Consider the following 25,019-nt stretch of genomic DNA (forward strand, 5'->3'; position numbering starts at 1 on the left):
GCGTACCGCACGCTTCGCGTGCCGGTCTGAAATACTCAGTTTTAAAGAAAGTAGTCCATGTCCGAGAATACCCCAGCAGAAAATATCCCCACCATCCCGGTGGATGATTATGGCGCCTCCTCGATCCAGATCCTGGAAGGCCTGGAAGCGGTGCGCAAGCGCCCGGGCATGTACATTGGCGACACGTCCGACGGCACCGGCCTGCACCATCTGGTCTTCGAAGTGCTGGACAACTCGATCGACGAATCGCTGGCCGGCCACTGCACCGAAATCCACGTCACGATCCACTCGGACAATTCGATCTCGATCACCGACAACGGCCGCGGCATCCCGGTCGGCCTGAAAATGGACGACAAGCACGAGCCGAAACGCTCGGCAGCCGAGATCGTCCTGACCGAATTGCACGCCGGCGGCAAGTTCGACCAGAACTCGTATAAAGTTTCCGGCGGCCTGCACGGCGTGGGTGTGTCGTGCGTGAATGCACTGTCAAAACTGCTGCGCGTGACGATCCGCCGCGACGGCAAAGTGCACCAGATGGAATTCGTGCGCGGCGTGCCGCAAAACCGCGAACTGGCGATGGTCAACGGCATCGAAGTCTCGCCCATCAAGGTCATCGGCGAAACCGACAAGCGCGGCACCGACGTGCACTTTTGGGCCGACGAGACCATCTTCAACCACGTCGAGTTCCACTACGAAATCCTGTCCAAGCGCATCCGCGAACTGTCGTTCCTGAACAATGGCGTGAGCATCAAGCTGACCGACCAGCGCTCAGGCAAGGAAGAAATCTATGCATTCGAGGGCGGCACACGCGGCTTCGTCGAATACATCAACAAGACCAAGAACGTGCTGCACCCGACCGTCTTCCAGGCGACCGGCGAGCGCATGTCGGACCAGAACACGAACATCTCGGTCGACGTCTCGATGCAGTGGAACGACGCGTTCAACGAGCAGGTGCTGTGCTTCACCAACAACATCCCGCAGCGCGACGGCGGCAGCCACCTGACGGGCCTGCGCGCGGCGATGACGCGCGTGATCAACAAGTACATCGACGAGCACGAGTTCGCCAAGAAGGCCAAGGTCGAAATCTCTGGCGACGACATGCGCGAAGGCCTGACCTGCGTGCTATCAGTGAAAGTGCCGGAACCAAAATTCTCGTCGCAGACCAAGGATAAGCTGGTGTCGTCCGAAGTGCGCGGCCCGGTCGAAGAGATCGTCGCCAAGACCCTGACGGACTTCCTGGCCGAAAAGCCGAACGACGCCAAGATCATCTGCGGCAAGATCGTCGAAGCCGCCCGCGCCCGCGAAGCCGCGCGCAAGGCACGCGACCTGACGCGCCGCAAGGGCGTCATGGACGGCCTGGGCCTGTCGTCGAAACTGGCAGACTGCCAGGAACGCGACCCGGCGCTGGCCGAACTCTACATCGTCGAGGGTGACTCGGCAGGTGGCTCGGCCAAGCAGGGCCGCGACCGCAAGTTCCAGGCCATTCTGCCGCTGCGCGGCAAGGTGCTGAACGTGGAAAAGGCGCGCTTCGAAAAGATGCTGTCGTCGGAGCAGATCACGACCCTGATCGCCACGCTCGGCACGTCGATCGGCCCGGACGAATTCAACGTCGAGAAATTGCGCTACCACCGCATCATCATCATGACCGATGCAGACGTCGACGGCGCCCACATCCGTACCCTGCTGCTGACGCTGTTCTACCGCCAGATGCCGCAACTGGTCGAGCGCGGCCACATCTACATCGCGCAACCGCCGCTGTACAAGGTCAAGGCCGGCCGCGACGAACGCTATCTGAAGGACGACATCGAAGAAGCCAGCTACATGATGACGTTCGCGCTCAACACCGCGTCGCTCATCCCGCGCGATGGCGCCGAGCCGATCAGTGGCGAAGCGCTGGGCGAACTGGCACGCCAGTACAACCTGGCCAACACCATCATGATGCGCCTGACGCGCGTGATCGACCGGGCAGCACTGACCGCGATCTTCAGCGGCGGCGTGGCACTGGACCTGACCACGCTCGAGAACGCCGAAGCATCGGCGCAGGCGATGGAAAAATCGATCAACGACCCGGCCGTGAAAGTTAAAGTCCGCTCGGACGACCTGTCCGAAAAGCACGCGCTGCGCATCGAACGCATCTACCACGGCAACGTACAGGTGACGTCGATCGACGCCGACTTCGTGGCAGGCGCCGATTACGCGGTGCTGGCCAACTCGGCAGCAACGTTCCAGGGCCTGATGGGCGAAGGCGCGATCGTGCGCCGCGGCGAAGGCGAGCGCATGAAGGAATTCGCAGTGCGCGACTTCCACGCAGCGATGCTGTGGCTGCGTGAAGAAGCTGAACGCGGCGTGTCGAAGCAGCGTTATAAAGGTCTGGGCGAGATGAACCCATCGCAGCTGTGGGAAACCACGATGGATCCGACCGTACGTCGTCTGCTGAAGGTGCAGATCGATGATGCAATCGCGGCGGATCAGATCTTTACGACGTTGATGGGGGATGACGTGGAGCCACGTCGGAACTTTATTGAGGCGAATGCGTTGAGGGCGGGGAATATTGACGTTTAAGATGTTTGCTTGAACGATCGTCCAGAAAGGGCTAACCATTCGGTTGGCCCTTTTCTATTGGATGCGCGCCAGGCACCGCTATATGCCGTGCAACCCGTGCTAGTATTGACGCTGGGCAGTGCAGGCGGCCCAGCTCTCGCGAAAGCCAACGCACCTGCTCAGGAAAATCCGTTTCAGGAGTCATACCTGTTCAATCACAGTCACCGTAGCGAGAGCGGCAACATCATGTGAATAGGATCAGGCATGCGCCCCCAAACTCAGCAACAAATCCCGCTCGACACCAACACCGACTTTTTGCGCCGCCACGCCCGTGGCATGTTGCGCAGCGCGCACTCGGACCAACCCAGCAAGGCGCTCCCTATCGTCCGCCGTGTCCACACGGCGCGCGCGTTTCCCATGCCACGCCTGACCGAGCTTTACCATGCTCGCGCCAAGCTACAACTCAAGCATATGTTTCGCACGCTGGCAGCGGAACTGGGCTATGCGAGTTGGGATGCCTGCAAACGCGATATCGATCGTCGCCCGAGCGAGATTCTGGATCGGTTCCGGCTCGACCTCGGCGCGTTCGGCGACCATGAGCATGTCTGGTTCGCAGACCAGCCTACCGCAGCTGCGTGGCAGCGCCAGCACGGCGGCCGGATGGTTGTATATGGAAGTCAGGCTGTCATGATGCCGGCTTGAACTGTCAATATCCGGGATGGTCGGCCGTCTGACTGGCCATCCTGCCTAGTTTGCCTTAAACGACCACGACGGCAACTCGCAAATGTTGTTGCCGGGATATTGAACAGTGGATAGACTGAGGAGAACGCTACGTTCTTCCCGTCATGTCCGAATCCGTCCACGAGTCACCCGTTATTAATAACAGCCCATGGACGGACGATGAGTTGTTGCGTGCTATCGAAGCATACCTCGACATGCTGCGGGCCGAATTGAATGGCCAGCCATACAGCAAGGCCCAGATAAACCGTGATTTAAGGGCCGGTCCACTTGCGACGCGGACCAAGGGCTCCATTGAGTTCCGCATGCAGAATATATCGGCGGCGCTGTACGAGCTGAAAATGCCCTGGATCGTGGGCTACCTACCCGCGAAAAACATTGGCACCACCGTCAAGGAAAAGATGATCACGCTGCTGCATACGAGCGGCATCGAATTTCTTGAGCCGTTCGTTGCAACAGCCGATCCGGCAAGATTGGCCAGGAACGTGACGGCATTACGGCAGCAAACGCTTGCTACGCGTCCGCTCGGCAGCTTTCAACCAGCCATGGTGTCGACGATTGCAACCTCTTACGTGCGAGACCCGGCGGTGAAAGCATGGGTGCTGCAAGTCGCAAACGGTCGCTGCGAAGGTTGTGATGCTCCCGCACCATTCATGGGCAGCGACGGCCTGCCCTACCTCGAAGTCCATCACGTCATGCCACTGTCGAGCCACGGTTCCGACACTACAGCAAATGCGGCCGCCCTCTGTCCGAATTGCCATCGACGATGCCATTCATCGATTGATCGCGACGAATTCAAGCTCGCCTTATATCAGAAAATTTCCCGGCTGGTCGTCGAGGTGCCCGAGTTGGATTGACGTTCCAGCCAACGCTGATTGTCTCGCGGCTCGATCTGTTCGTCGTAGACGTTAAGCCGCTTTTTCACGTTGGCATCGCTGCCATATTTCTTTTTGAGCAAGCGCAGTCGCCGATCGGTGCCGCGACAGCGTTTCTCGATCTGGCCAGTGACTTCTCGCATCCGCTCCGCCTCTTCAGGATCGGGTAGCTCGCCGCGAAAATGATCGCACGCGTCGCGTTGGGCAATAAACTGTCGGACGTCGTTTGGCAGTTTTTCCGCTGCGAAAATGGACGAGCAGGAGAACAGAAGAAGAACAGGAACGAGGACAAACGTCTTCATCAATCTTCCTATCGCTGACGCGCCGCTTACCGCAGCCGAATCTTGACCACCACATTCCCCGACGTCACATACAGCAGCCCTTTACCGTCCGTAACGATGCCGCGAACATCGCCCAAGCTGCCTGGCAAATCACCAACCCGCAACGTCGTCGCCCGCGCCGTCCCCGCCACTGTCGTCACCACACCCGCCGGCGTAATCTTGCGCACCAGGTTATTCACTGCATCAGCCGCATACAGGTTGCCCTGCGGATCAACCGTCAGTGCCACGACCTGCTCGAAGCGCGCCGCGTTGCCGGTGCCGTTCACCGCGCCGCGAACGTTCGGTGCACCAGCGATCGTGAACAGATTGTCCGACCCAAAATTGGCAGTCGGATTCCAGCGACTGATCTCGCGCTCGAGGTCGAACAAGTACACGACATTGCTGCTATCGACCGCCACCCCGCGCGGTGCCAGCGTGCGCGTTCCGAACAGGTCGCCCACCGTGTTCTGTCCTTCCAGAATCCCCGTCCCGCCCGCACCGATGGCGAAGCGGCGCGTGCCGTAGTTGTTGGTGATGTAGAGATTGTTGTTAGCATCGACGGCGATCCCACCTGGCGTGACGTCAGGCCGGCTCGCTGTCGCGACGTTGCTGCCAACCGGGATCGGGGTCACCGTCGCGACCTGACCACCCGTTGTGATGCTGCGGATATTTACATCATCCGCCACATACACCGTGCCACCGCTCCCGACCGTCAACGCGACCGGATTGACGAAGCGCGCATTGGCGGCGGCGCCATTGGTCAGCCGGCTCTGCCCTGCGCCGCCGGCCAGCGTTGTCACCACACCGTCCGGCGTGATCTTGCGGATGACGTAGTTGCCGCGATCTGCCACATACACGTTGCCACTGCTGTCGATCGCCAGCCCGTGCGGATTGTTGAAGCGCGCCGCCGTGCCGGTGCCGTCCATCGTCCCGTCGGCAGTCGGATCGCCCGCGAACACCGACAGCGCCGCCGTTGGTGCTGGTGGCGGCTTGTCATCGTCCTTGTCCTTGTCTTTCGGGATGCCGTCGCCGCAACCGGCCAGCAGCGCCATCAAACCAAGGGCGCCAGGCAGATTCAGGCGCGAACGGGACACATCGTTAACAGTGCGGCGCATTGGCAAAATCTCCAGAAAGTATCCCCGTCGATGCTATCACGCGCCATCCTGGGAGCAGGTGCTCTCTTCCATGGCAACTGCATAAACGACAGCCCCAAAGCCGTATGATCCACTCAAACTGCGGCAGAGAACTCGCCCGAATTCCCGTACTTTCTTTTCCACACGCGCCTATTGTCCGCTTGACATACGGCGCCGAGTTCCTTAAAGTCGAAATTATGTCTTTCACCCTGCATCTGTCGAACACTCTCCCAGCCGCTGGCGCGCTATCGCTAGCTGCACTGCTACTACGCGCCTGATCGTTCGGCCGTACGCCCGGCACACGCCGGTCCCCACCGCAGCAGGAAAGTCGCAGATGTCTACCACGCCAATTTTCGCTTCATCGTTTTTCCTCACCGGGTCCATCCTGGCGGCGAGCGCTTGCGTCCCATTTGCAGCGCTAAACCTACCGACCGGTTGCCGGGCCTCGCGTTTCGTGGCCCGTCCGGCAGCCTCCGCCACCCTCAGGCGCATCCGCGCCGCCCAGTGACCAAACCAATCAGGAGCACCCGATCATGTTGACCAATCCCGCCGCCAAGTACCGTCCCTTCCCTGCCATCGACCTGGCAGACCGCCAGTGGCCAAGCCGCACCATCACCACACCGCCGATCTGGATGAGCACCGACCTGCGCGACGGTAACCAGGCATTGATCGAGCCGATGAGCCCGGAGAAGAAGCTGCGCTTCTTCAAGATGCTGGTCAAGATCGGCATCAAGGAGATCGAGGTGGGCTTCCCGTCCGCCTCGCAGACCGACTTCGATTTCGTGCGCATGCTGGTCGACGACAAGCATATCCCGGACGACGTCACGATCATCGTGCTGACCCAGTCGCGCGATGAGCTGATTCGCCGCACCGTCGAATCGGCTGTTGGCGCCAAGCGCGCGATCGTCCACGTCTACAACTCGGTCGCCCCGGTGTTCCGCCGTGTGGTCTTCAATATGGAGCGTGACGAGATCGTGCAGATCGCCGTCAAGGGTACGCAGCTGATCAAGGACCTGACGTCCCAGCATCCGCAGACCCAGTGGGGCCTCGAGTATTCGCCGGAATCGTTCTCGACGACCGAGCTGGACTTCTCGAAGCAGATCACCGATGCGGTCAGCGCCGTCTGGCAGCCGACGCCGCAGAACAAGATGATCGTCAACCTGCCGTCGACCGTCGAAGCGGCCACGCCGAACGTCTACGCTGACCAGATCGAGTGGATGTGCCGCAACCTGAACAACCGCGAGTCGCTCGTCATCAGCGTCCACCCGCACAACGACCGCGGCACCGCCGTCGCCGCCGCTGAACTGGCCGTGATGGCCGGCGCGGACCGCGTCGAGGGCTGCCTGTTCGGTAACGGCGAGCGCACCGGTAACGTCGACCTCGTCACGCTGGCGATGAACCTGTACACGCAGGGCGTGCACCCGGGCCTGGACTTCTCGGACATCGACGCCGTGCGCCAGCTGGTCGAGGATTGCAACCAGTTGCCGGTGCACCCGCGCCATCCGTATGCGGGCGATCTGGTGTTCACGGCGTTCTCGGGTTCGCACCAGGATGCGATCAAGAAGGGCTTTGCGAAGCAGCAGGCCGACGCGATCTGGGAAGTGCCCTACCTGCCGATCGATCCGGCCGACCTGGGGCGCAGCTACGATGCGGTCATCCGCGTCAACAGCCAGTCGGGCAAGGGCGGCATGGCGTATCTGCTCGAGCAGGAATACGGCCTGCAACTGCCGCGTCGTTTGCAGATCGAGTTCTCGCGCGTCGTGCAACGCCAGGCTGACGAGAGCGGCCGCGAAATCAACCCGGCCGACTTGCACGCGCTGTTTGCGCGCGAGTACCTGGACCAGCAGGAGCCGTATCACTACATCGCGCACCGCATGACCGAAGACAGCGCGCATGACGTGCAGCTCGAAGTCGACGTGGCGCGCCACCATGCGCCGCAGGTGTTCTCTGGCCGCGGCAACGGCCCGATCGATGCGTTCGTCACGGCGCTGGGCCTCGAGATTCGCCTGATGGATTACCACGAGCATGCGATCGGCTCGGGCGCCGATGCCCGTGCAGCGTGCTATGTCGAGCTGCGGGTGGGCAATGGCCCGACGTTGTTCGGTGTCGGCATCGACAGCAATATCGTGACGGCGTCGTTCAAGTCGGTGCTGTCGGCAGTGAACCGCCATGTGGTGAGTGCGGAGCCGAATTCGGACGCTCTGGCGGCATAACGACATCGCGTGGACGGGGCAATCCCGTCCATGTCACCGCCCGCTCATCCGATCCACAATCTGCAACGACGCGCGCTCGCTCATCACCAGCACGAGCTTGAGCCGCGCGCGCGTCATCCCCACGAACAGCTTGCGCAGCGTCTGCTCATCGAGCTCTTCGAAATCGATCTCCGTAAAAATCAGCGCCGGCGCTGACTGCCCCTTGAAGCGGTACACCGATTCGGCCAACAACCCGCCTTCGCGGAACACCGGCGTGCCGAACAAGTCATACGCCCCCGTGAACGAACGCAGCGAGTGCGCGTCGCTCAACCGATCGAGCTGCAAAATCGCCGACTTTTCGCGGCCGCGAAACGCGCAGATCGCGATGTCCTGGCGCCCGAAGCCGGCTGCCAGGCACGACGTCACGGCGCGCCGCGTCTGCGCCAGCATCGCTTCGACGTCGCCTTCGGGATAGGTCAGCTCTTCGATGTCGGCGCCCTTGAACGGGCTGCCCGCCTCCACCGGCTGGTGCGATGCGCCGATCGACGTGAGCATGTCGACGATCTGGCGCGGGCTGCGATAGTTGACATGCGAATGCAGCGTCACCCAGCCCGGCAGCGGCACCATCCCGCGGCCGTACAGGTTCTGGTCCGGGTCTTCCATCCAGATCGCGCGCCCGCCCTCTTTCAGCATGCGCAGCACGATATCGCGCCACGCCACTGAAAAATCCTGCCCTTCATCGACGATGACGACGTCGAATTGCCAGGTTTCGGGCAACGTGGCGTCGGCCATCGACGCTTCGATCTTTTCCCACACATCCGCCGCCGCGTAATCGGGCGTGATGTCCTGCGCGCGCAGCCAGGCGTCCGACAGCATGTGGAAGGTCGCCACCCGGCCGCCGGCCGGCACCAGTCGTTCGATGTGGTCGGCCAGCGGCCGGTTGAAGCAGACGTACAGCGGGCGCAGGCCAGCATCGATGGCGGCGCTGTATTCGGCCAGCGCCAGCTGGGTCTTGCCGCTGCCGGCGGTGCCGATCACGTGCAGCCGGAATGGCGAGAAATCGAGCCGCCGCGCCCAGGTGGCCAGGCCGCCCGAGAGTCTGGTGACCATCGCCTCGGCATTGCCGATCATGGCGCTTGGATCGGGCCGCAAGTTCAGCGTGTCCCCCAGGAAGCGCGTGACCTTGTCGAAGTCGTCGGTGCGCTCGGTGATGGGCAGCGCCTCGCGGATCACGCGCGCCAGCTTGGGTTTGTTCGACGCGTCGATGATGTGGTCGGCATCGATGCCGGCCAGCGGCTGGTCGCGCACGATGTAATCGGGGCAGTACAGCAGATAGTCGATCGACAGCGTCCCCTGGAAACGCTTGGCCAGGCCCTCGATCGTGGCCAGGATCTGCGTGCGGACCTTGCGCGGCTTGCCCTGGTAGCTTTTGACCAGGCCGTCCGGCGTCTCGTTCAAAAAGCCGGCGACCTGCTCGATGACCACCATGCGGCCATTCGGCGCGAGCACGATGAAGTCGACGTCGCCATACACCGAATAACCCTGCTCGACATTCGTCCAGTGCACGCCGTGGTAGATCACGTAGGGGGTGTCGGCCAGGCGCTGCTCCAGGTAGGCGAGCGTCTCGATTTCGCGGGCGGCGGCGCCCGTGACGGACAGTTCGCGCCAGCCGCTTGGTTGGATATGGGCCATGGTGTCCGCTAACGTTAATAAGGTGGAAACTATTGTAAGACTGTTTGCATGATAGTCACACACCGTTGTCCATAGCACGCACTGGGCGTGTGGAAAGCTGTCGAATGGTTGCCTGAGTGAAAAATCTATTGTGGCCGTACGGCAATCCAGTGCACACTTTCGTTCATCCCGTTTCGTGCAGGTTTCTTTGTGTATTTCACTTTCCCGTTCTCGCTGATCCTGCGCACGGCGCTGGTCCTGATCGGCCTGCTGCTCGCGGCCGGCGCCGCCCAGGCCGGCGCGACGTACCGCTTCGGCGGCGCGGCGGTACCGGGCTGCTCGCTGTCGGGCAAGGTGTACACCTGCCCCAGCAGTGCAGGTATCGCAGCAGACGACAAGATCGTCATCGAGACGGGCTACACCGTCAGCGTGCGGTCCGATTTCACGTTCGGCTACAACCAGGGCCTGACGATGTCAGGCACCGCGCGCCTGACCAGTACGGGCAATCTGAGCATTGCCGATCTTCCGCCCTCCAACCTGAATGTGTCCGGTGGTTCGTTCAGCTCAGCCAAAACCTTCACCGCTGGCAACCAGGTGCAGACCTTCAAGGCCGACATCAGCGCCGCGTCGCTGGTGCTGGGCAGCGGGTCGACCTTGCAGATCACCGGCACGCTGTTGTCCACCGGGCCAGTCACCATCGGATCGAACACGACGATCACTGGCCCCGTCACCGGCACCACGGTCTCCATCGGTACACCAGTGAGGATTACGGGCGACGTCAAGGCGTCCACGAGCCTGTTCCTGGGCTCGGGCAGCACGATCGACGGCAACGTCGACACCGGTCAGATGACGCTGCAAGCCTCGGAAGCGCTCATCACGGGCAACGCAGCGGTCGACTTTGCAAAGCTGGACTGGCACGGCCGCGTAGCCAAGAAAATCATCTGCAAATCGGGCACGAGCCCTGGCCAGTGCGACTGCGTGAACAACCAGAGCGGCTATCCGGTCAACACCCCCGAAGGCCCGACCTGTGAGTCGGCCAAGCCGGCGACGGCCCCCTTGCACCATTTTCAGATCACCCATGACGGCAGCGGCCGCACCTGCGCGCCGGAAAGCGTGACCGTGACGGCCTGCGCCAACGAGTCTTGCAGCGCCTTGTACAAGGGCGGCGCACAAATCACGTTGTCGCCGGGTGCAGTGGCGGCCACCATCGACAGCTCCGGCACCACGCTGGCGCAGGTGTCGCGCAACACGGCCGGCGCGGACACCCTGCAACTGACGCAAAGTGGCGCCAAACCGGCCACCACCTGCTACAACAGCACGAGCAAGACCACCAGCTGCGCGATGACGTTCGCCAGCGGCGTGAGCTTCCGGATCGATGCGAACCACCACAAGGCCGGTCTTAGCGCAGGCGCAATCGTCACGGCACTCGCGCCCGACCCTGCCACGGGCCAGTGCGTGGCGGCCTTCAAGAAAACCAGCAAGGATATCGCGTACGCCTGCCAGCATGTCACGACCAGTGTCGACACCAAGGGTTTGCTGCTGACCGATACCACGACCAAACGCGCCGCCACACTGGTGTGTTCCAACGGTGCGGCGCAAGCCGTCAGCAGCTATTTCGATGACTACGGCAAGGCAGTGCTGACGCTGGCCTACCAGGATGTAGGCACGCTCAAGCTTCTGGCGTCGTTCGACGACGCCCAGGGCGACACCACGGTAACCGTTGTGCCCAACAAATTCATCTTTTCACCATTGCCTTCCTCACCCATTCGCGCGGGCGACAATTTCCAGGTCACCGTCACGGCAGTCAATGAGGCCGGCGCCACCACGCCAAGTTTCAACCGCAGCACCCTGGCAGCTGGCGCCACCCTCACCGACATTGCGGTGTCCTGCGTGGGCAAGGGAAGCGCGAACCTGTTCACCGGCGCCAGAATGGAATTCAATAGCGGCGTCGGTGTGGCGACCCTGGCGTGGGGCGACGTCGGCATGCTGGACCTGAAAGCGACGTTGAGCGATTTTTTGGGTAGCAAGGTAGAAGTGTTGAGCACCAGTGGCAAGTCAGCGACATGCACGCCGACCGTCGGCCCCTTCATCCCCAAGTATTTCAAGGTCGATTATCCGACTGCAAGCACGACACGCACGTTCTATTATGCCGGCGAGCCCATCCCTGTCGAGGTGGCGGCGATGAATGCGCAAGGCGCCATGACCACGAACTATTCGGGCGACCTGGGCCTGAGCGAAACGGTGACGCTGACTGCGCTCAATCCGGCCGACTATGCTGCAATCAAGGACACCAGTGCCGAACTGAAGGACTTCACCGTGCCGGCGAGCGCCTTCAAGGCCGGGCTCGCCCAGGCCAGGCCGGCCTATGGGCCGACAACCGCGGCGCCGATCGCTGCCAGCATTTTGCTCAGGGCCAGCAACAGCGGGGGCGTGGTGACATCGGGCGATGGCAAAGGTACTTATGAAAAAGCCCGGCCTGCAGTCCATAGTGGCCGCCTGCGTATCGCCAATGCATTCGGTCGCACCAACACGCCACTGCCGATGCGCATTGAAGCCTATTACTGGACCGGCAAAAGCTGGCTGTTCAATCAGAAGGATGACTTCACCGTGATTCCGGCCAGCGCGTTCGTGCAAGCGGCCCGGCCCAAAGTGACGGGCGGCGTGGCGCCGACAATTGGCGCCGTCAAGAGTGCCGTGGTACTGGCCAGCGGCCGCGGGCAAGTCGATCTGACGGGTGACCGGCCCGGCTGGATCGACCTGGCGATCAATCTGGGCAATGACACGCAGCCCCTGCCGTGCAACAAGGCCGTGTATCCCACGAACACCGGCGCCCGGCTGGCCTGGCTGCGCCTGCCCACGGGCTGCGCCGATCCATCGGCGCGCGCGACCTTTGGCGAGCAGTCGGCCGAAGAGCGTCGCATCATCCATGTGCGCCAGGTGTTCAATTGAGCCGCCAGCAGGGTTTCACGATGGTTGAACTGATCACGGTGATGGTGCTGATCGGCGTGCTGGCAGCCTTCGCTGTCCCGCGCCTGATGGGAGACAGCGCGACCGGCGCGGCCCTGTTTGGCGACCAGGTGGCCAGTGGACTGCGCATGGCCCAGAAAAGCGCGGTCGCGCGGCGCCGCACGGTATGCGTGACCACGACGGCAACCACGCTGACGCTGCGCGTGCGTACCGCCGTCGGCAACGGACTCTGCGGCAACGTGCAGCTGCAGGGCATCACCGATGGTCTGTACGACAGCAAGGAAGCAGGCATCGTCATGAGCGGCGCGCCCACGCTGCTGCTGTTCCGGCCCGACGGCACCATCGATGACGGCAACGGCGTACGCCTGGGCAGGGTCGACATCGCCATCAAGGGTGCTGACGCCATCCGGCGCACCATCACGCTCGACGGAGGCACTGGCTATGTCCATTAAGCGCATGGCAGGCACCACGCTGATCGAACTGATCGTCGCAATCGTGATCGTGGGCACCGCCCTGGCAGGACTCGTGGCTGCCTACAACCGCGCCAATATCGCCTCGACCGATCCCTTGGTTACCCAGCAAATGCTGGCGATCGCCGAATCGATGATGGAAGAGGTCATGCAAAAGCCGTTCGTCGCCCAGCCGAATCAGGCGGGCCGCCTGTTTTTCAATGACCTCATGGACTACAACGGCTACGGGCCTGTCGCCGTCAGCAATGTCAACGGCGGCGCTGTCCCGGGCCTGGGCCGCTATACCGTGCAGGTGCAGGTCAACCAGCAGGGCATCACCGGCGTGGCCGCTGCCGACGCCATGCGCGTTCAGGTCATCGTGCGCGCGCCTGGCGCCCAGGATCTGCGTCTGGTCGGCTGGAGGACGCGTCCATGAGCCTTTCCATGCGCCATTCCATGCGCCGGGGCGTGCAGCGCGATGGCGGCTTCTCGCTGGTCGAGCTGATCCTGGTCATCGTCCTGATCGGCATCATCGGCGGCGTGCTCACGATGCAGCTGGCCCCGGCGATTCAGAGTTACCTCTTGATCAGCCAGCGCGCAGGCCTGACGAGTCAGGCTGACACCGCGCTGCGCAGGATCACCACCGAGGTGCGCGCCGCCGTGCCCAATTCGCTGCGCCTGAATAATCCGCAATGCCTGGACCTGGTGCCGACCCGCGATGGCGGCCGTTATCGAATGGGCCCTGACACGGTCAATCCCGACGACGCCCATATCAACGATGCCGAAACCGGTACCGCGTTCGATGTGCTCACGCCGCTCAATGCGATGCCGACGCCAGGCGATGCGATCGTGATCGGCAACCGCAGTCCGGACGATGTGTATAACGACTCAAATGTCGGTACGGTCAGCGCGCTGGCCGGGCCATCGCCGAATGCGCAGGCCGGCATCAGCCGCATCATGCTGAACGCGCCGATCCAGATTCCCCAAGGGTACGATGGCGGCCGCTTCCTGGTCGTGCCAGGAAACGAGCGCGTCGTTACTTACGTCTGTACGCAGGGCGTCGACAAAGCAACCGGCAACGGCACAGGCTTCCTGACACGGTTTTCCCGTACCACGTCTGGCGCAACGACGTGCAATGCGCCGGCCGGCACACCGGCCATCGTGGCCACCCGGGTGTCGGCCTGCAGCTTCGTCGTCTACACCAACCAGGGCGCGACCCAGGACAGCGGCTTCGTACAGCTCCAGCTCACGCTGACCGAGCGCGGTGAATCGGTCCCGCTCACGATCGGCACCCACGTCGACAACCTGCCATGAGCCGCTCCCCCATCCTTCCCCGGCGCCAGTCGGGCTTCGCCTATATTGCTGCCGTGATCTTCCTGGTGGTGATTGCCGGCATTGCGGTCGTGCTGTTGCGCCTGACCGATACGCAGCAGAGCACCGTCAACCAGGCCTTGCTGGCTTCGCGTGCCAGCCTGGCGGCGCGCGGTGGCCTTGAATGGGTTTTCAACAACCCGGCGCAGCGCTGCTCCCAGGCCCCTCTGTCGACCAGCAATGCAGCGCCAGCGGGAACGGTCAACCATCTCAATGACTTCCGTGCCGAGTCCGGATTTCTGGTCAGTGTCAGCTGTTCGTTCCGCGCCTATAACGAGGGCGAAGCGATCGATGACAGCGGTAACTCGTCGCCGGTTGTCAAACGCATCTACCGGATCGAGGCCGTGGCCTGCAATGGCACTGCCACAACCTGCCCGGACCCCGGCAGCGTGCCACGGGCCGATTACGTCGAGCGCGCGCAAGTGGCCACCATCTGCCTGCTGACCAACGGCGCGCCTTGCGTGTGAGTGTTATCGTCGGAAGCGGAGGCCTTGCCGGAGGATCGTGCAATCTTCCCGGACCATCGCACGCCGCGCCGGTGGTCTAATGGCATGTTGTTCACCGACCCGAGAAACTGCCCATGCAAGCGATCCGCGACCTCGCCACCCAGATTGCGCAGCACGCCCCCGGCGACGGCATGCACCGGAGCCCGATCCCCGGCGTGTGGCTGATCCGCAGCGGCCAGACCACCGAACCGCTGCGTGTCGTGCACACGCCGGCGGTGTGCATCATCGCGCAGGGCGCCAAGCTGGTCTCGCTGGGCGGCACTGACTACCGGTACGATACGGCCAAGTTCCTGGTAGTGTCGGTCGATTTGCCGGTGACCGGCTGCGTGACGCTGGCGACCGAGGATGAACCCTATCTGTGCCTGCGGGTCGATCTCGACGCGCAGTTGCTCGCCGCGCTCGACCTCGAACTGCCAGCCCGGCCGGCCGCCCGCGGCACGCCCCCTGCGCGCGGGCTGTTCCTGAGCGAGACCACGCCCGCGCTGCTCGAGGTCGCCAACCGCCTCGTGCGCCTGCTCGATGCGCCCCACGACATCGCGGTGCTCGCGCCGCTGCTGCTGAAGGAATTTCATTATCGCCTGCTCACCGGCGAGCATGCCGACACCGTGCGCCATTGCGCGCGCGGCGATGGCCGCATCGCGCAGGTCACGCGGGCCATCTGCTGGATCAAGGATCATTACAACCGGCCACTGAGCGTCGAGCGCCTGGCTGGCGAGGTGGGCATGAGTTCGTCGACGCTGCACGAGCACTTCAAGACCGTGACCTCGATGAGTCCGCTGCAGTACCAGAAGCAGCTACGCCTGCAAGAAGCGCGGCGGCTGATGCTGGCCGGGTCGATCGACGCGGCGCGCGCAGGCCATGCGGTGGGCTACGAAAGCAGCTCGCAGTTTTCGCGCGAATACGCGCGCTTCTTCGGCCTGTCGCCAGGGCGCGATGCGACGCGGCTGCGCCAGTCGCTCCAGGCGGGCGGCCTGCAGGCGATGCGCTGACAGGGGCGTGCCGGCGACGTGCCGGCGCGGCGGTCTCTATAATCGTCGCATGACTTCGACTCCACTGACCCGCGCATGAGCTATCGCCTGGCGATCTTCGACTTCGACGGCACGCTGGCCGACTCGTGGCCTTTCTTCATGAGCGTGTTCAACGAGATCGCCGATCAGCACGGTTTTCGGCGCGTCGACGCGGCGCAGGCCGAGCAGCTGCGCCACTACGGCCCGCGCGACATCATGCGCCATGTCGGGATGCCGGCCTGGAAGCTGCCGATTGCCTCGCGCTCGTTCATCGACCGCATGCGCGGCGCCACCGGCCGCATCGCACTGTTCGACGGCATCGCCCACACGCTGCGCGAGCTCGACCGTAATGGCGTGCGGCTGGCGGTGGTCTCGTCCAATGCCGAAGACAATGTGCGCGACGTGCTGGGGCCGGAACTGGCAAGCCTGGTGGGGCAGTATGAATGCGGCATGTCGATCTTCGGCAAGGCGGCGCGCATCCGCAAGGTCGTGCGCCGTGCCACGGTGCCGGCGATCCAGGCGTTGTATGTCGGCGACCAGACGACCGATGGCGACGCCGCTCGCCGGGCCGGGATCGCGTTCGGGGCGGTCGGCTGGGGCTATGCGTCGATGGAAGCGCTGCGCCGGGTGGCGCCGGAGCGCGAGTTCGGGACGCCGGCGGATCTGCTGTCGCTCGCAGGCCAGGCGTGCCCGCCACGGAATTGCCCGGACGCATAGGCCAGTTGCTATACTCGGCAGCAACTGCATCAATGAACAACGGACCTTTCATGCGCCTTCCACTCATCTTCCTGGCTCCGCTGCTGCTGAGCGGCTGCTTCATCGAGACGTCGACATACGTGATCGACCTGAATACCGATCATGCAATCACGCTGAAGGTGGAAAAGGACAATTTCTGGACGAAAGAAGGCACGCTGCGCGTCGTCATGTCGCGCCTGCCGGATTGCCAGCGCCAGTATGAGCTGGGCTCGGTGTGGCTGGCCGACTTGCAGGTTGAGCTGTTCGGCAACGGCAACAACGTTTATACGCTGCGCGCAGACGACCAGGCATGGCAGATCGACACCACGACCTGTAGTGAACTGAAGGCACCCGACCCCGATGCCGTCACCGGCCTGCCGCTGGGCATGTTTACGCTAAACAGCGATAACAAGCTGAACTTCGAAAAGCCGGAAGCAGCCAGCGAATAAGGTTCAGTAGCGCTGCGTCAGTGCGCGCAATCGGGTGAGCTCGACGTCACGACCCGATTTCTCGAGCACGCTTTCGAGCAGCGACTGGCCGTTTTCGCGTTGCATGGTCCACTGCGTGAAATACTCGTGTACCGTGCGCCACGGTGGAAAATCGGGTGGCATCGCGCGCCAGGTGGCGCCCGTGTGCAAAAAATACAACACGGCGCAAAACACGTCGTACAAATCGTGCTTGCGCGGGCGCGTCTTGCGGCGCGCCGCTTCAAGCATGGCGCGCACGACCTCGAAGTGTTCGCGGGGTATATCGCTGGGGTAGACAGCTCGGTCCATGGGTGACCTCCAAAACAGCTTGGAGGCCCGGATCTGGAACAGGTTCCCTAGCTGTATTTACAGTCTACCCAAAATAATTGAACCTCGCTAGTCCCGCGCTAGCGCCAGGAACTCGGTTCGCAGTGCCAGGTTCGGCTGCAGCTCGCCCAGCAGGGTCGAGGTAATGGTTTCTTCGCCAATGGCGCGGATGCCACGGCTTTCCATGCACAGGTGGCGGCACTTGATGACCACGCCCACTGCTTTCGGTTCCAGCACTTCCATCAGCGCATTGGCGATCTGCATCGTCATGCGTTCCTGCACCTGCAGGCGCTTGGAAAAGATATCGACCAGGCGGGTCAGCTTCGACAGGCCGACGATTTTGCCGTTCGGCAGGTACCCAACGGTGGCTTTGCCAAAGAACGGCGCCAGGTGGTGCTCGCAATGGCTGTAGACCGGAATGCCACGCACGACGATCAGCTCGTTGTATTCCTCGGCGCCGTCTTCAAACGCCTTGAGCACTTCCACCGGATTCTGGTCGTAACCCGAAGTCCAGTGCTTCCAGGCCTTGGTCACGCGCGCAGGCGTTTCGATCAGGCCGGGACGGTCCGGATTTTCGCCCAGCGTTTTCAATAGACGACGCCAGTCGTGTTCGGTGAAAGCTTCTTTGTCAGACATGGTGCACCCTAAAATAACGATTGCCGCCAGTATATAGAAAACGTCTGGCCCCGGTCGGGTGGCCTTATTCTTGCGCTAAATCATCCCCTGCATGCGACATATCTCATAACGTTGAGCACTGTCATGATTCAGGGAGAGCGTCATGTTCGGCAGCACGGTCATGGAAGTCGTCATCGGCATGGCATTCTGCTACGGCTCCCTGGCACTGACGGTCACTACCTTGCAAGAGGCGTTGTCAGCCGCGTTCAGCCTGCGCGCCGGCATGCTGCGCGCCGGCATCCAGCGCATGCTGCGCGACCCGCAGTTCACCGGCACTGCGCGCGCGGTCTACGCACATCTTTTGATCAGTGCGCATGACGACCTTACCGACCCGCACGCACCGCCGCATCCCGGCCCATCCTACATCGAACCGGCCAACTTCGCGATTGCCCTGATCGACGCCATCAGCGGGGGCGGCATAGCGCTCGACAGCGCCATCGCCGCCGTGCCCGATCCGCAATTGCGGCGCGTGCTGAACACGCTGTACGTGCAAACGGGCGGCGACGTGCAGCGCTTTCAGGCGGCGCTCGGCGGCTGGTTTGACAGCACCATGGCGCGCCTGTCAGGCGCTTATAAACGGCGCCAGTTGCTGGTGTCGTTCCTGCTGGCGCTGCTGCTGGCAATCCTGCTCAACATCGACAGTATCCATCTGTTCCAGACACTGTGGCGGCATCCGGCCCTGGCTGCCGGCATCGGCGCCGTGCCTGCCGCGCTCGACGCGAATCTGGTGAGCGATCTGGCGACACTGCCGATCGGCTGGGCCAGCTTTCCGCCGGTGCTCGACGCCGCGTTTGTGCTGCAGGTCGCCGGCTGGCTGATCACTGCCAGCACGACGCTGTTCGGCGCGCCGTTCTGGTTCGACATCCTGCAACGCGCGATCAACCTGCGCAGCACGGGCGCCAAGCCGGCCCGGGTACAGGTCGGGCAAACCATGGCGCACCACGCCGGTCCGGCAGCGCCGTAGCGCCACGTCAGGTATTACGTGCCGGGTGGCCGGTGCGCGTCGATCAGTACGCTCGAGATCGACATCTGCGGTATCCGCTCCGGCCACGCGTCATCCGGGCCGAACCAGCGCGCCTCGGCGATTTCGGCCGGGTCCACGCGGATCTCGCCGTCGAGATAATCGGCCGTGAAGGCCAGCATCAGCGAGTGCGGGAACGGCCACGACTGGCTGGCGAAATAGCGTGGATTGTGCACGCGCAGCCCTACTTCTTCGAACACTTCGCGCATGATGCATTCTTCGATCGACTCGCCCGCTTCCAGGAAGCCCGCCAGCGGCACGAAGCGCTGCGTGGCATGCAGCACGTGTTTGGCCAGCAGTACCTGATCGCCCTTGCGGATCAACACCATCATGGCCGGCGAGATGCGCGGATAGGCCATGTGCCCGCACTGCGGACACTTGAAGCAGCGCTCGCCATTGGCCAGCACCGTGCCGCTGCCGCACACGCCGCAGAAACGGTGGGTACGCGCCCATTCCGCGACTTGGGCGGCGCGCCCGGCGAGGCCGACCAGCGACTCATCCATCACGCCAAACAGTGCGCGCAGGCCACGCCAGGCATAGCCTGCCGGTAGCGCGGGTTCGGCATCGAGCCAGCCGGTCTGGCAATACCGGCCATCGAGCAAGCCAAGTGGCTGCAGGTGTTCGCGCACCGCGCCGACCTGTTCAAGCACGGCGACGTCGGGCAGCGCGGGCCCGTCTTCACGCACCAGCAATTGGCCCTTGTGGAACAGGAAGTTCAGCGGCGCCGGATCGGGATGCGGCGCAAACAGTGGCGTGAAGGAAGCAGGCGTATGCAGCATGGTCGATGGGTGGTCAATGAGATCGTGAAATGATACTGCCTTTCACGGTTCGGGATTCGGTGTGGCCCCCGCCGCTTGCCGACGGCGCCAATGTGGTAGCCGCCGGCAAGCGCGCCTTTCAGGACGCGCCTTTCACGCTGACGAAAGCGTGGAACCGGCGTTGCCTGCATGCGACGGGCAAATGTATTGAACTGCTCTTGAACCGATATTGATAATGAAATCGCCGTGCAAGTTGTCTAGTCAGGTTATGTTGCAATTTGCCTACCCGCGTACCGATATCTGACGGCTTGACTATTCCGTAAGTCATTAATTTATTAGGGAAAATAGTTGGGCGCTGGTATCCAGAAAGCGTTGTATTCGCGCTGAAATGTCACCAATTTCCACACAGAAATATCGCTTTTCGTCCAGAATAGGTGGCTATCTATCTAAATCGTACTGTCATGGACAAACTGTCATCGCTGGTCGGTCGCCATTCATTCAACGCCCGTATTTTCTATAACGGCGCGTTTTGCGACGCCAATCAATTCACCGAAAACGGTGTCTCCGGTCAGCTGCACGTGGTGCGCGAAGGGCCGGTCGATTTCATCCATGACGATGGCGAGGTCATCACCGTCACCGAACCGACGCTGCTGTTTTACCCACGCGGCGCCAGCCACCGTCTGCAGGTGCATCCCGGTCACACGGCCAACCTGCTGTGCGCCCATATCCAGTTCCAGGACGAGATGAGCAATCCGCTGTCGCGCGTGCTGCCCAATTGCCTCGTCATGCCGCTGAGCGAAATTGCCGGACTGCGCTCGACGCTCGACCTTCTGTTCAGCGAAGCCAGCCAGGCCGAGCCGGGCCGCGAAGTGATCCTGGATCGCCTGTGCGACGTGTTGCTGATCCAGGTGATCCGGCGCGAATTCGACAGCGGGCGCCTGTCGCTGGGCCTGCTGGCCGGCCTGTCGGACCGTCAGTTGTCGCTGGCACTCACAGCCATCCACGAGCGCCCGCATGAGCCGTGGAGCCTGCAATCGCTGGCCAAGGTGGCCTGCATGTCGCGCGCCGCATTCACCGAACGCTTTCGCGACGTGATGGGCATGCCGCCGGGCGAATACCTGACGCGCTGGCGCATCGGCGTCGGCAGCCGCCTGCTGCGCCAGGGCATGCCGGTCAAGCAGGTCAGCAGCCGCGCCGGCTATACCAGCCCGTCCACGTTCACGCGCGCCTTCACGACCATGATGGGCGCCTCACCGCGCGAGTGGCTCAAGCAAGCCGCCGGCTGATTTAGAAACGACAACGCAGACGGGCCTTGCGGCGCCGTCTGCGTTGTCGTTTGTATTTTTAGGTCAGGCATGCGGCCATCCAGGCCGCAGCGCACTCAACTCACTTCAGCATGCGGGTACGGCACGCCACCATCGCGATCACGATCGACAGGCCGCCGATGTAGGCAATGGCTGCCTGCATGCCGATGAAGTGCGCGACGGCGCCGATGGCTGGCGGGCCCATCAGGCTGCCGCTGTACGCCATGCTGGCCACCGCGGCCAGGGCTGCCGGGCCTTGCGCGCCGGCCGCGCTGAACACGAACGGGAACACCAGCGCCAGGCCAACACCGGCAACAGCGAAACCGATCAGCGCCACATAGGCATTCGGGGCCAGCACTGCGAAGAACAGGCCGGCCGCTGCGATCATGGCGCCGGTGCTCACCAGGCGCTTGGCGCCATGGCGTTCTTTCAGTTTGTCGCCGAACATGCGCGAGATCAGCATCATCACCGAGAAGGCGGACAGCGACAGCGGCGCCAGACCATCGGATGCACCGAAGTGTTCTTTGAGGAACATGCCGCTCCAGTCAGCGATGCTGCCTTCAGCCATCGAACCGAAGAAGCCCAGCAAGCCCAGCAGCACCAGCGGACCGCGTGGCAATGCAAACGATTTCTTCTCGACCTGGACGCCGACTTCATCCGCTTCCAGCACGCTGTAGGCCATCCACAACACGACGGCCAATGGACCAGCCAGCATCAGGAAGTGCGTTGCCGGTGCAATCTTGAGGCTGGCCATCAGGCTGCCCAGCGTGGCGCCGACCAGGCCACCGGCGCAGCACAAGCCATGCAGGCGCGACATTTCGGACTTGCCGCTGACTTTTTCGCGGCGCGCTGCCGCCGAATTCATTGCCACATCGAAGATGCTGGCGGTCACGCCCAACATCAGCACCGACATCATCAGGCGCGGCACGGTCGGCGCCATGCCGATCGACACCAGCACGCTCAGCAGCGCCAGACCGGCGAGCAGAATGGTCTTGCGGGCGCCGAATCGGCCCATCATGAACGACGACACCGGATACGACAGCACGGCGCCCAGGCCGCCGCACACCAGCACCATCGACAGTGCTGCATGCGACACATTGACGCCGGCGGCCAGCGCAGGGATACGGCCAGCCCACGATCCCATGATCAGGCCGAACAATGCGAAGACGAGTGGCAGGGAATATTGCTGGGCTTGTACAAGGACAAACGACGAACGGCGCGGCGCAGAAACAGAGGTGTGCATGAAAGCGGTGAAATGTTAAATTTATTGAGGTGTCAAAGGATTGCCAAAGTGCTCTTCAGAAGCCAGCCGCGCGTGAAATATTTACTTCAGGCATCTGATGGACCGCAATTCTAAACACCTTTGTTCGCTATGGTTTTCTAAGAGAAAAAATATTTGCTACCGTTGTTTTGCACTCACACATAAATGATGAAATCATTGACTTGGACACATCACAAGATAGTGATTAAACATCAAATATGATGGAAAAACCTTATAAATCGCGGAATATGTAACGATTTATTGCGACACTTGCGGTGTTCAAAGGATTTCCATTCTCAATGCTCATTTGTTGCGACGCACCAAAATAGCCCGCATCCTAATGCTAATGCAGCATCCCAAGAACTTGCCGAAAGAAGAAAATGTTGTGACAGAAGTTTTGCCCAGGAAAGTACCTGGCCGCGACCAGAGCATCATCTGAAGCACACGCCAATTGTTAAATAACGAGTGAAAAACGACATTAGTTTTTAGTGCGTTGGCACGAAAAAAAGGCTGCCCTCAGGCAGCCTTTCTGGTCGTCGGCACGAACTTGGTTTCCCAAGCGGCCTTGTCTTAAATCATTTGCAACACGTCAAAGCCGGGGTCAGGTCTGACATTCAGACACGACCTCAGCTTTGACGACTTCCAAAAGTGCCATGCCCAATCAGGCTGACCCGGTACCAGCCCGTTCCAACTACCCGACTGTCGAGACCGTGTCCGAATGTCAGACCTGACCCCGGCTTCGCGGCTTCGACTGTCGAGATCGTGTCCGAATGTCAGACCTGACCCCGGCTTTTTATCTTGGTTTCCCAGGCAGTCGTGCCTTACACCAGTTGCAGCGTCACATCGATATTGCCGCGGGTTGCGTTCGAATACGGGCACACGATATGCGCGCGGTCGATCAGCGTTTGCGCTTCATCGGCTGGCACACCTGGCAGGCTGATCTTGAGCAGCACTTCGATGCCGAAGCCGGTCGGGATCGGACCGATGCCGACCGTACCTTCCACTGCGACGTCTGGCGAAATCTTCAGCTTGTCGCGGTTGGCGACGAATTTCATCGCGCCCAGGAAGCAGGCTGAGTAGCCCGCAGCGAACAATTGCTCAGGGTTCGTGCCAGCCAGACCATTACCGCCGAGCTCTTTCGGGGTGGTCAGCTTCACATCCAGTGCGCTGTCGGACGACACGGCGCGGCCTTCGCGGCCACCCGTTGCGGTGGCGTTGGCGCGGTAGAGAACGTTTTCGATTGCCATGATGAGACTCCTTGAGAGGGGTGGCGGAAGACCGCCGAACTATTTAACGCTATTATATAGCGCGCTATTTAAATGGGTTGTTGCCTTGGCCCGCCGACCCGATTATCTGTTGTTGAGTACGTTCGGCGCTGCCATGAACAACATATTACATAGCTGACTATTTAATAGCAAGCGATTTTATTCAACCATGTTGCGCGAGCTTTCCAGCAATACGGAACCTACACCAGCCGCACCGACTCCCGCACCACCAGACTCAACCCCGGCACATCGGCCGCCGGCTGCTGATGCCCCAGCATCGCCAGCATGCGCCGCCCGATCCCAGTGCCGACTTCGTACAGCGGCTGGCGAACGGTGGTCAGTGGAGGCGTCGTGTACATCGAGCTCTCCAGATCGTCGAACCCGACCAGCGAGATGTCTTCGGGTACGCGGATATTGCGCCGGTACAGCGCCAGACGCGCGCCGTAGGCTGTCAGATCGTTGGCGGCAAAGATCGCGCTGAAACGCACGTTCGCCACGAGCAGGCTGTTGAGTGCCAGCAGGCCGCTGGACTCGCTGAAATCGCCCGTCACGACCAGCCTCGGGTCGCTCGCGATGCCGTGCTTGGCCAGTGTGTCGTTGTAGCCCGCCAGGCGCTCGCGCGCGTCGCGATGATCGGGTGGCCCGGCGATATGGGCAATGCGCCGGTGCCCCTGGCTGATCAGGTATTCCACCGCTTCGCAGGCGCCACCGTAATTGTCCAGGCAAAAGGCCTGCGTGCGCTCGCCCTGCACTTCGCGCCCGAACGCCACGATCGGTACGCGGCGCGAAAAGTCGAGGATCTGCTTGTCGCTCATATTGCCGGTCAGGATCGCCACGCCATCCACACGGCGTCCGATCAACAGCTCGACCCGCTCGGCTTCTTCATCGGCATGCCAGTGGCCGCTCATGATCAGGAGCGCGTAGCCGGATGCCTTGACCGCATCCTCGATGCCGACCATGGCGCGGTTGAAATAACCGCTCTCGAGCGACTGGGTCAGCACGCCGATGGTGTTGGTACTGCCCATCTTGAGGCTTTGCGCCAGACGGTTGGGTTTGTAGTTGAGCTCGTCGATGACGCGCTCGATCGTGCGCCGCTTGTCGTCCGACACCTTGGCGGTCCCGTTCAGGAAACGCGAGACGGTCGCCGGCGACACGCCTGCCCTGCTGGCGACCTGGTACAGCGTGGTGATACCGCTCTCGATGTTTTTCATGAAGCGTTCTGGACAGGTCCGGGGCAATTTGTTGCTTGAAGTATATCACGCAGCTCTCAGATAAAACGGCGGCTGGAAGATGCTTATGAAACGCTTTCATAAACAATCCGTCGTTGACCTGCAACAAACCCGTTACTACCTATCATAAATACTAATTGACATTTTTTTACCGTTGAAATTACTATGAAACCGTTTTCAAGATTGATGAAACCGATTTCTTATCAG

23 protein-coding genes and 1 pseudogene are annotated in these 25,019 nt (G+C 62.0%); 15 read left to right on the forward strand and 9 right to left on the reverse strand.

Translation table 11 applies throughout. The features are described from left to right. Window positions 1-57 precede the first annotated feature (57 nt). The 3 genes from gyrB (at window position 58) to AC56LW_RS11920 (ending at window position 4,136) form a co-directional block, all read left to right on the forward strand. Window positions 58-2,562 carry a DNA topoisomerase (ATP-hydrolyzing) subunit B gene (gyrB, locus tag AC56LW_RS11910; protein ID WP_499634503.1) on the forward strand — a complete coding sequence of 835 codons (2,505 nt, stop codon included), beginning with the start codon at window positions 58-60 and terminating at the stop codon, window positions 2,560-2,562. Window positions 2,563-2,805: 243 nt separating this feature from the next. Further along, the gene (locus AC56LW_RS11915; protein ID WP_332531352.1) at window positions 2,806-3,243 is read left to right on the forward strand and encodes a hypothetical protein; all 438 of its coding nucleotides are present in this window, start codon (window positions 2,806-2,808) and stop codon (window positions 3,241-3,243) included. Between the two features lie 143 nt (window positions 3,244-3,386). Continuing rightward, complete coding sequence (locus AC56LW_RS11920) at window positions 3,387-4,136, forward strand: HNH endonuclease (RefSeq protein ID WP_499634506.1); 750 nt, start codon at window positions 3,387-3,389, stop codon at window positions 4,134-4,136. Here the strand turns inward: AC56LW_RS11920 and AC56LW_RS11925 are convergent. Both AC56LW_RS11925 and AC56LW_RS11930 read right to left on the reverse strand, forming a co-directional pair. Then, a complete protein-coding gene (locus AC56LW_RS11925; RefSeq protein WP_499634508.1) occupies window positions 4,091-4,456 on the reverse strand; it encodes a hypothetical protein in 366 nt (121 codons plus the stop codon). The two genes, AC56LW_RS11920 and AC56LW_RS11925, sit on opposite strands and share 46 nt — an antisense overlap. A 26-nt stretch (window positions 4,457-4,482) precedes the next feature. After that, complete coding sequence (locus AC56LW_RS11930) at window positions 4,483-5,589, reverse strand: NHL repeat-containing protein (RefSeq protein WP_499634511.1); 1,107 nt, start codon at window positions 5,587-5,589, stop codon at window positions 4,483-4,485. A gap of 548 nt (window positions 5,590-6,137) precedes the next feature. On the opposite strand from AC56LW_RS11930, the gene leuA reads away from it, so the two are divergent. After that, window positions 6,138-7,820 carry a 2-isopropylmalate synthase gene (gene leuA, locus AC56LW_RS11935; RefSeq protein WP_499635281.1) on the forward strand — a complete coding sequence of 561 codons (1,683 nt, stop codon included), beginning with the start codon at window positions 6,138-6,140 and terminating at the stop codon, window positions 7,818-7,820. Window positions 7,821-7,853: 33 nt separating this feature from the next. Here the strand turns inward: leuA and AC56LW_RS11940 are convergent, their stop codons facing one another. After that, window positions 7,854-9,491, reverse strand: coding sequence for an ATP-binding domain-containing protein (locus AC56LW_RS11940; protein ID WP_499634514.1), 1,638 nt, complete (start codon window positions 9,489-9,491; stop codon window positions 7,854-7,856). A 189-nt stretch (window positions 9,492-9,680) separates the two neighbouring features. Between AC56LW_RS11940 and AC56LW_RS11945 the strand changes: the two genes are divergently transcribed. The 8 genes from AC56LW_RS11945 to AC56LW_RS11980 all read left to right on the forward strand — a co-directional run bounded on the left by AC56LW_RS11945 (window position 9,681) and on the right by AC56LW_RS11980 (window position 16,954). Beyond that, complete coding sequence (locus tag AC56LW_RS11945; RefSeq protein ID WP_499634517.1) at window positions 9,681-12,419, forward strand: DUF6701 domain-containing protein; 2,739 nt, start codon at window positions 9,681-9,683, stop codon at window positions 12,417-12,419. After that, on the forward strand, window positions 12,416-12,889 hold the full coding sequence (locus tag AC56LW_RS11950; protein WP_332531346.1) for a pilus assembly FimT family protein: 474 nt from the start codon (window positions 12,416-12,418) through the stop codon (window positions 12,887-12,889). The genes AC56LW_RS11945 and AC56LW_RS11950 overlap by 4 nt, the downstream gene beginning before the upstream one ends. Next, entirely contained in the window at window positions 12,879-13,322 is a 444-nt protein-coding gene (locus AC56LW_RS11955; protein WP_332531345.1) for a type IV pilus modification PilV family protein, read from the forward strand. The genes AC56LW_RS11950 and AC56LW_RS11955 overlap by 11 nt, the downstream gene beginning before the upstream one ends. 8 nt (window positions 13,323-13,330) lie before the next feature. After that, entirely contained in the window at window positions 13,331-14,200 is an 870-nt protein-coding gene (locus AC56LW_RS11960) for a prepilin-type N-terminal cleavage/methylation domain-containing protein (protein WP_499634522.1), read from the forward strand. Next, window positions 14,197-14,724 carry a pilus assembly PilX family protein gene (locus AC56LW_RS11965; RefSeq protein ID WP_499634525.1) on the forward strand — a complete coding sequence of 176 codons (528 nt, stop codon included), beginning with the start codon at window positions 14,197-14,199 and terminating at the stop codon, window positions 14,722-14,724. Before AC56LW_RS11960 ends, AC56LW_RS11965 begins: the two co-directional genes overlap by 4 nt. A gap of 113 nt (window positions 14,725-14,837) precedes the next feature. Then, window positions 14,838-15,752: an AraC family transcriptional regulator gene (locus tag AC56LW_RS11970; RefSeq protein WP_332531342.1), complete on the forward strand. Its 915-nt coding sequence runs from the start codon at window positions 14,838-14,840 to the stop codon at window positions 15,750-15,752. Between the two features lie 75 nt (window positions 15,753-15,827). Next, window positions 15,828-16,487: an HAD hydrolase-like protein gene (locus AC56LW_RS11975; RefSeq protein ID WP_499634528.1), complete on the forward strand. Its 660-nt coding sequence runs from the start codon at window positions 15,828-15,830 to the stop codon at window positions 16,485-16,487. A 50-nt stretch (window positions 16,488-16,537) separates the two neighbouring features. Then, window positions 16,538-16,954 carry a hypothetical protein gene (locus AC56LW_RS11980; protein WP_499634531.1) on the forward strand — a complete coding sequence of 139 codons (417 nt, stop codon included), beginning with the start codon at window positions 16,538-16,540 and terminating at the stop codon, window positions 16,952-16,954. A gap of 51 nt (window positions 16,955-17,005) precedes the next feature. On the opposite strand, the pseudogene AC56LW_RS11985 reads toward AC56LW_RS11980, so the two are convergent. Beyond that, window positions 17,006-17,281, reverse strand: a pseudogene (locus AC56LW_RS11985) (transposase); the annotation flags it as partial. Window positions 17,282-17,368: 87 nt separating this feature from the next. Further along, window positions 17,369-17,935, reverse strand: a complete 567-nt coding sequence (folE, locus tag AC56LW_RS11990; protein WP_258838037.1) for a GTP cyclohydrolase I FolE — start codon at window positions 17,933-17,935, stop codon at window positions 17,369-17,371. Window positions 17,936-18,077: 142 nt separating this feature from the next. Here folE and AC56LW_RS11995 point away from each other — a divergent pair, with 142 nt between their 5' ends. Further along, on the forward strand, window positions 18,078-18,938 hold the full coding sequence (locus AC56LW_RS11995; protein WP_499634534.1) for a hypothetical protein: 861 nt from the start codon (window positions 18,078-18,080) through the stop codon (window positions 18,936-18,938). A gap of 14 nt (window positions 18,939-18,952) precedes the next feature. On the opposite strand, the gene nudC is transcribed toward AC56LW_RS11995, so the two are convergent. Further along, window positions 18,953-19,774 carry an NAD(+) diphosphatase gene (gene nudC / locus AC56LW_RS12000; RefSeq protein WP_499634536.1) on the reverse strand — a complete coding sequence of 274 codons (822 nt, stop codon included), beginning with the start codon at window positions 19,772-19,774 and terminating at the stop codon, window positions 18,953-18,955. Window positions 19,775-19,803: 29 nt separating this feature from the next. On the opposite strand from nudC, the gene AC56LW_RS12005 reads away from it, so the two are divergent. Continuing rightward, window positions 19,804-19,986, forward strand: a complete 183-nt coding sequence (locus AC56LW_RS12005; protein WP_499634538.1) for a hypothetical protein — start codon at window positions 19,804-19,806, stop codon at window positions 19,984-19,986. 228 nt (window positions 19,987-20,214) lie between these two features. Beyond that, window positions 20,215-21,039, forward strand: coding sequence for an AraC family transcriptional regulator (locus AC56LW_RS12010; protein ID WP_332531337.1), 825 nt, complete (start codon window positions 20,215-20,217; stop codon window positions 21,037-21,039). Window positions 21,040-21,139: 100 nt separating this feature from the next. On the opposite strand, the gene AC56LW_RS12015 is transcribed toward AC56LW_RS12010, so the two are convergent. The 3 genes from AC56LW_RS12015 to AC56LW_RS12025 form a co-directional block, all read right to left on the reverse strand. Then, a complete protein-coding gene (locus AC56LW_RS12015; RefSeq protein ID WP_499488475.1) occupies window positions 21,140-22,300 on the reverse strand; it encodes an MFS transporter in 1,161 nt (386 codons plus the stop codon). 839 nt (window positions 22,301-23,139) lie between these two features. Beyond that, entirely contained in the window at window positions 23,140-23,565 is a 426-nt protein-coding gene (locus tag AC56LW_RS12020; RefSeq protein WP_183555210.1) for an organic hydroperoxide resistance protein, read from the reverse strand. A gap of 218 nt (window positions 23,566-23,783) precedes the next feature. Then, on the reverse strand, window positions 23,784-24,794 hold the full coding sequence (locus tag AC56LW_RS12025) for a LacI family DNA-binding transcriptional regulator (RefSeq protein WP_332531334.1): 1,011 nt from the start codon (window positions 24,792-24,794) through the stop codon (window positions 23,784-23,786). Window positions 24,795-25,019 lie beyond the last annotated feature (225 nt).

The organism is Telluria sp. LT2P80, from assembly GCF_059685955.1.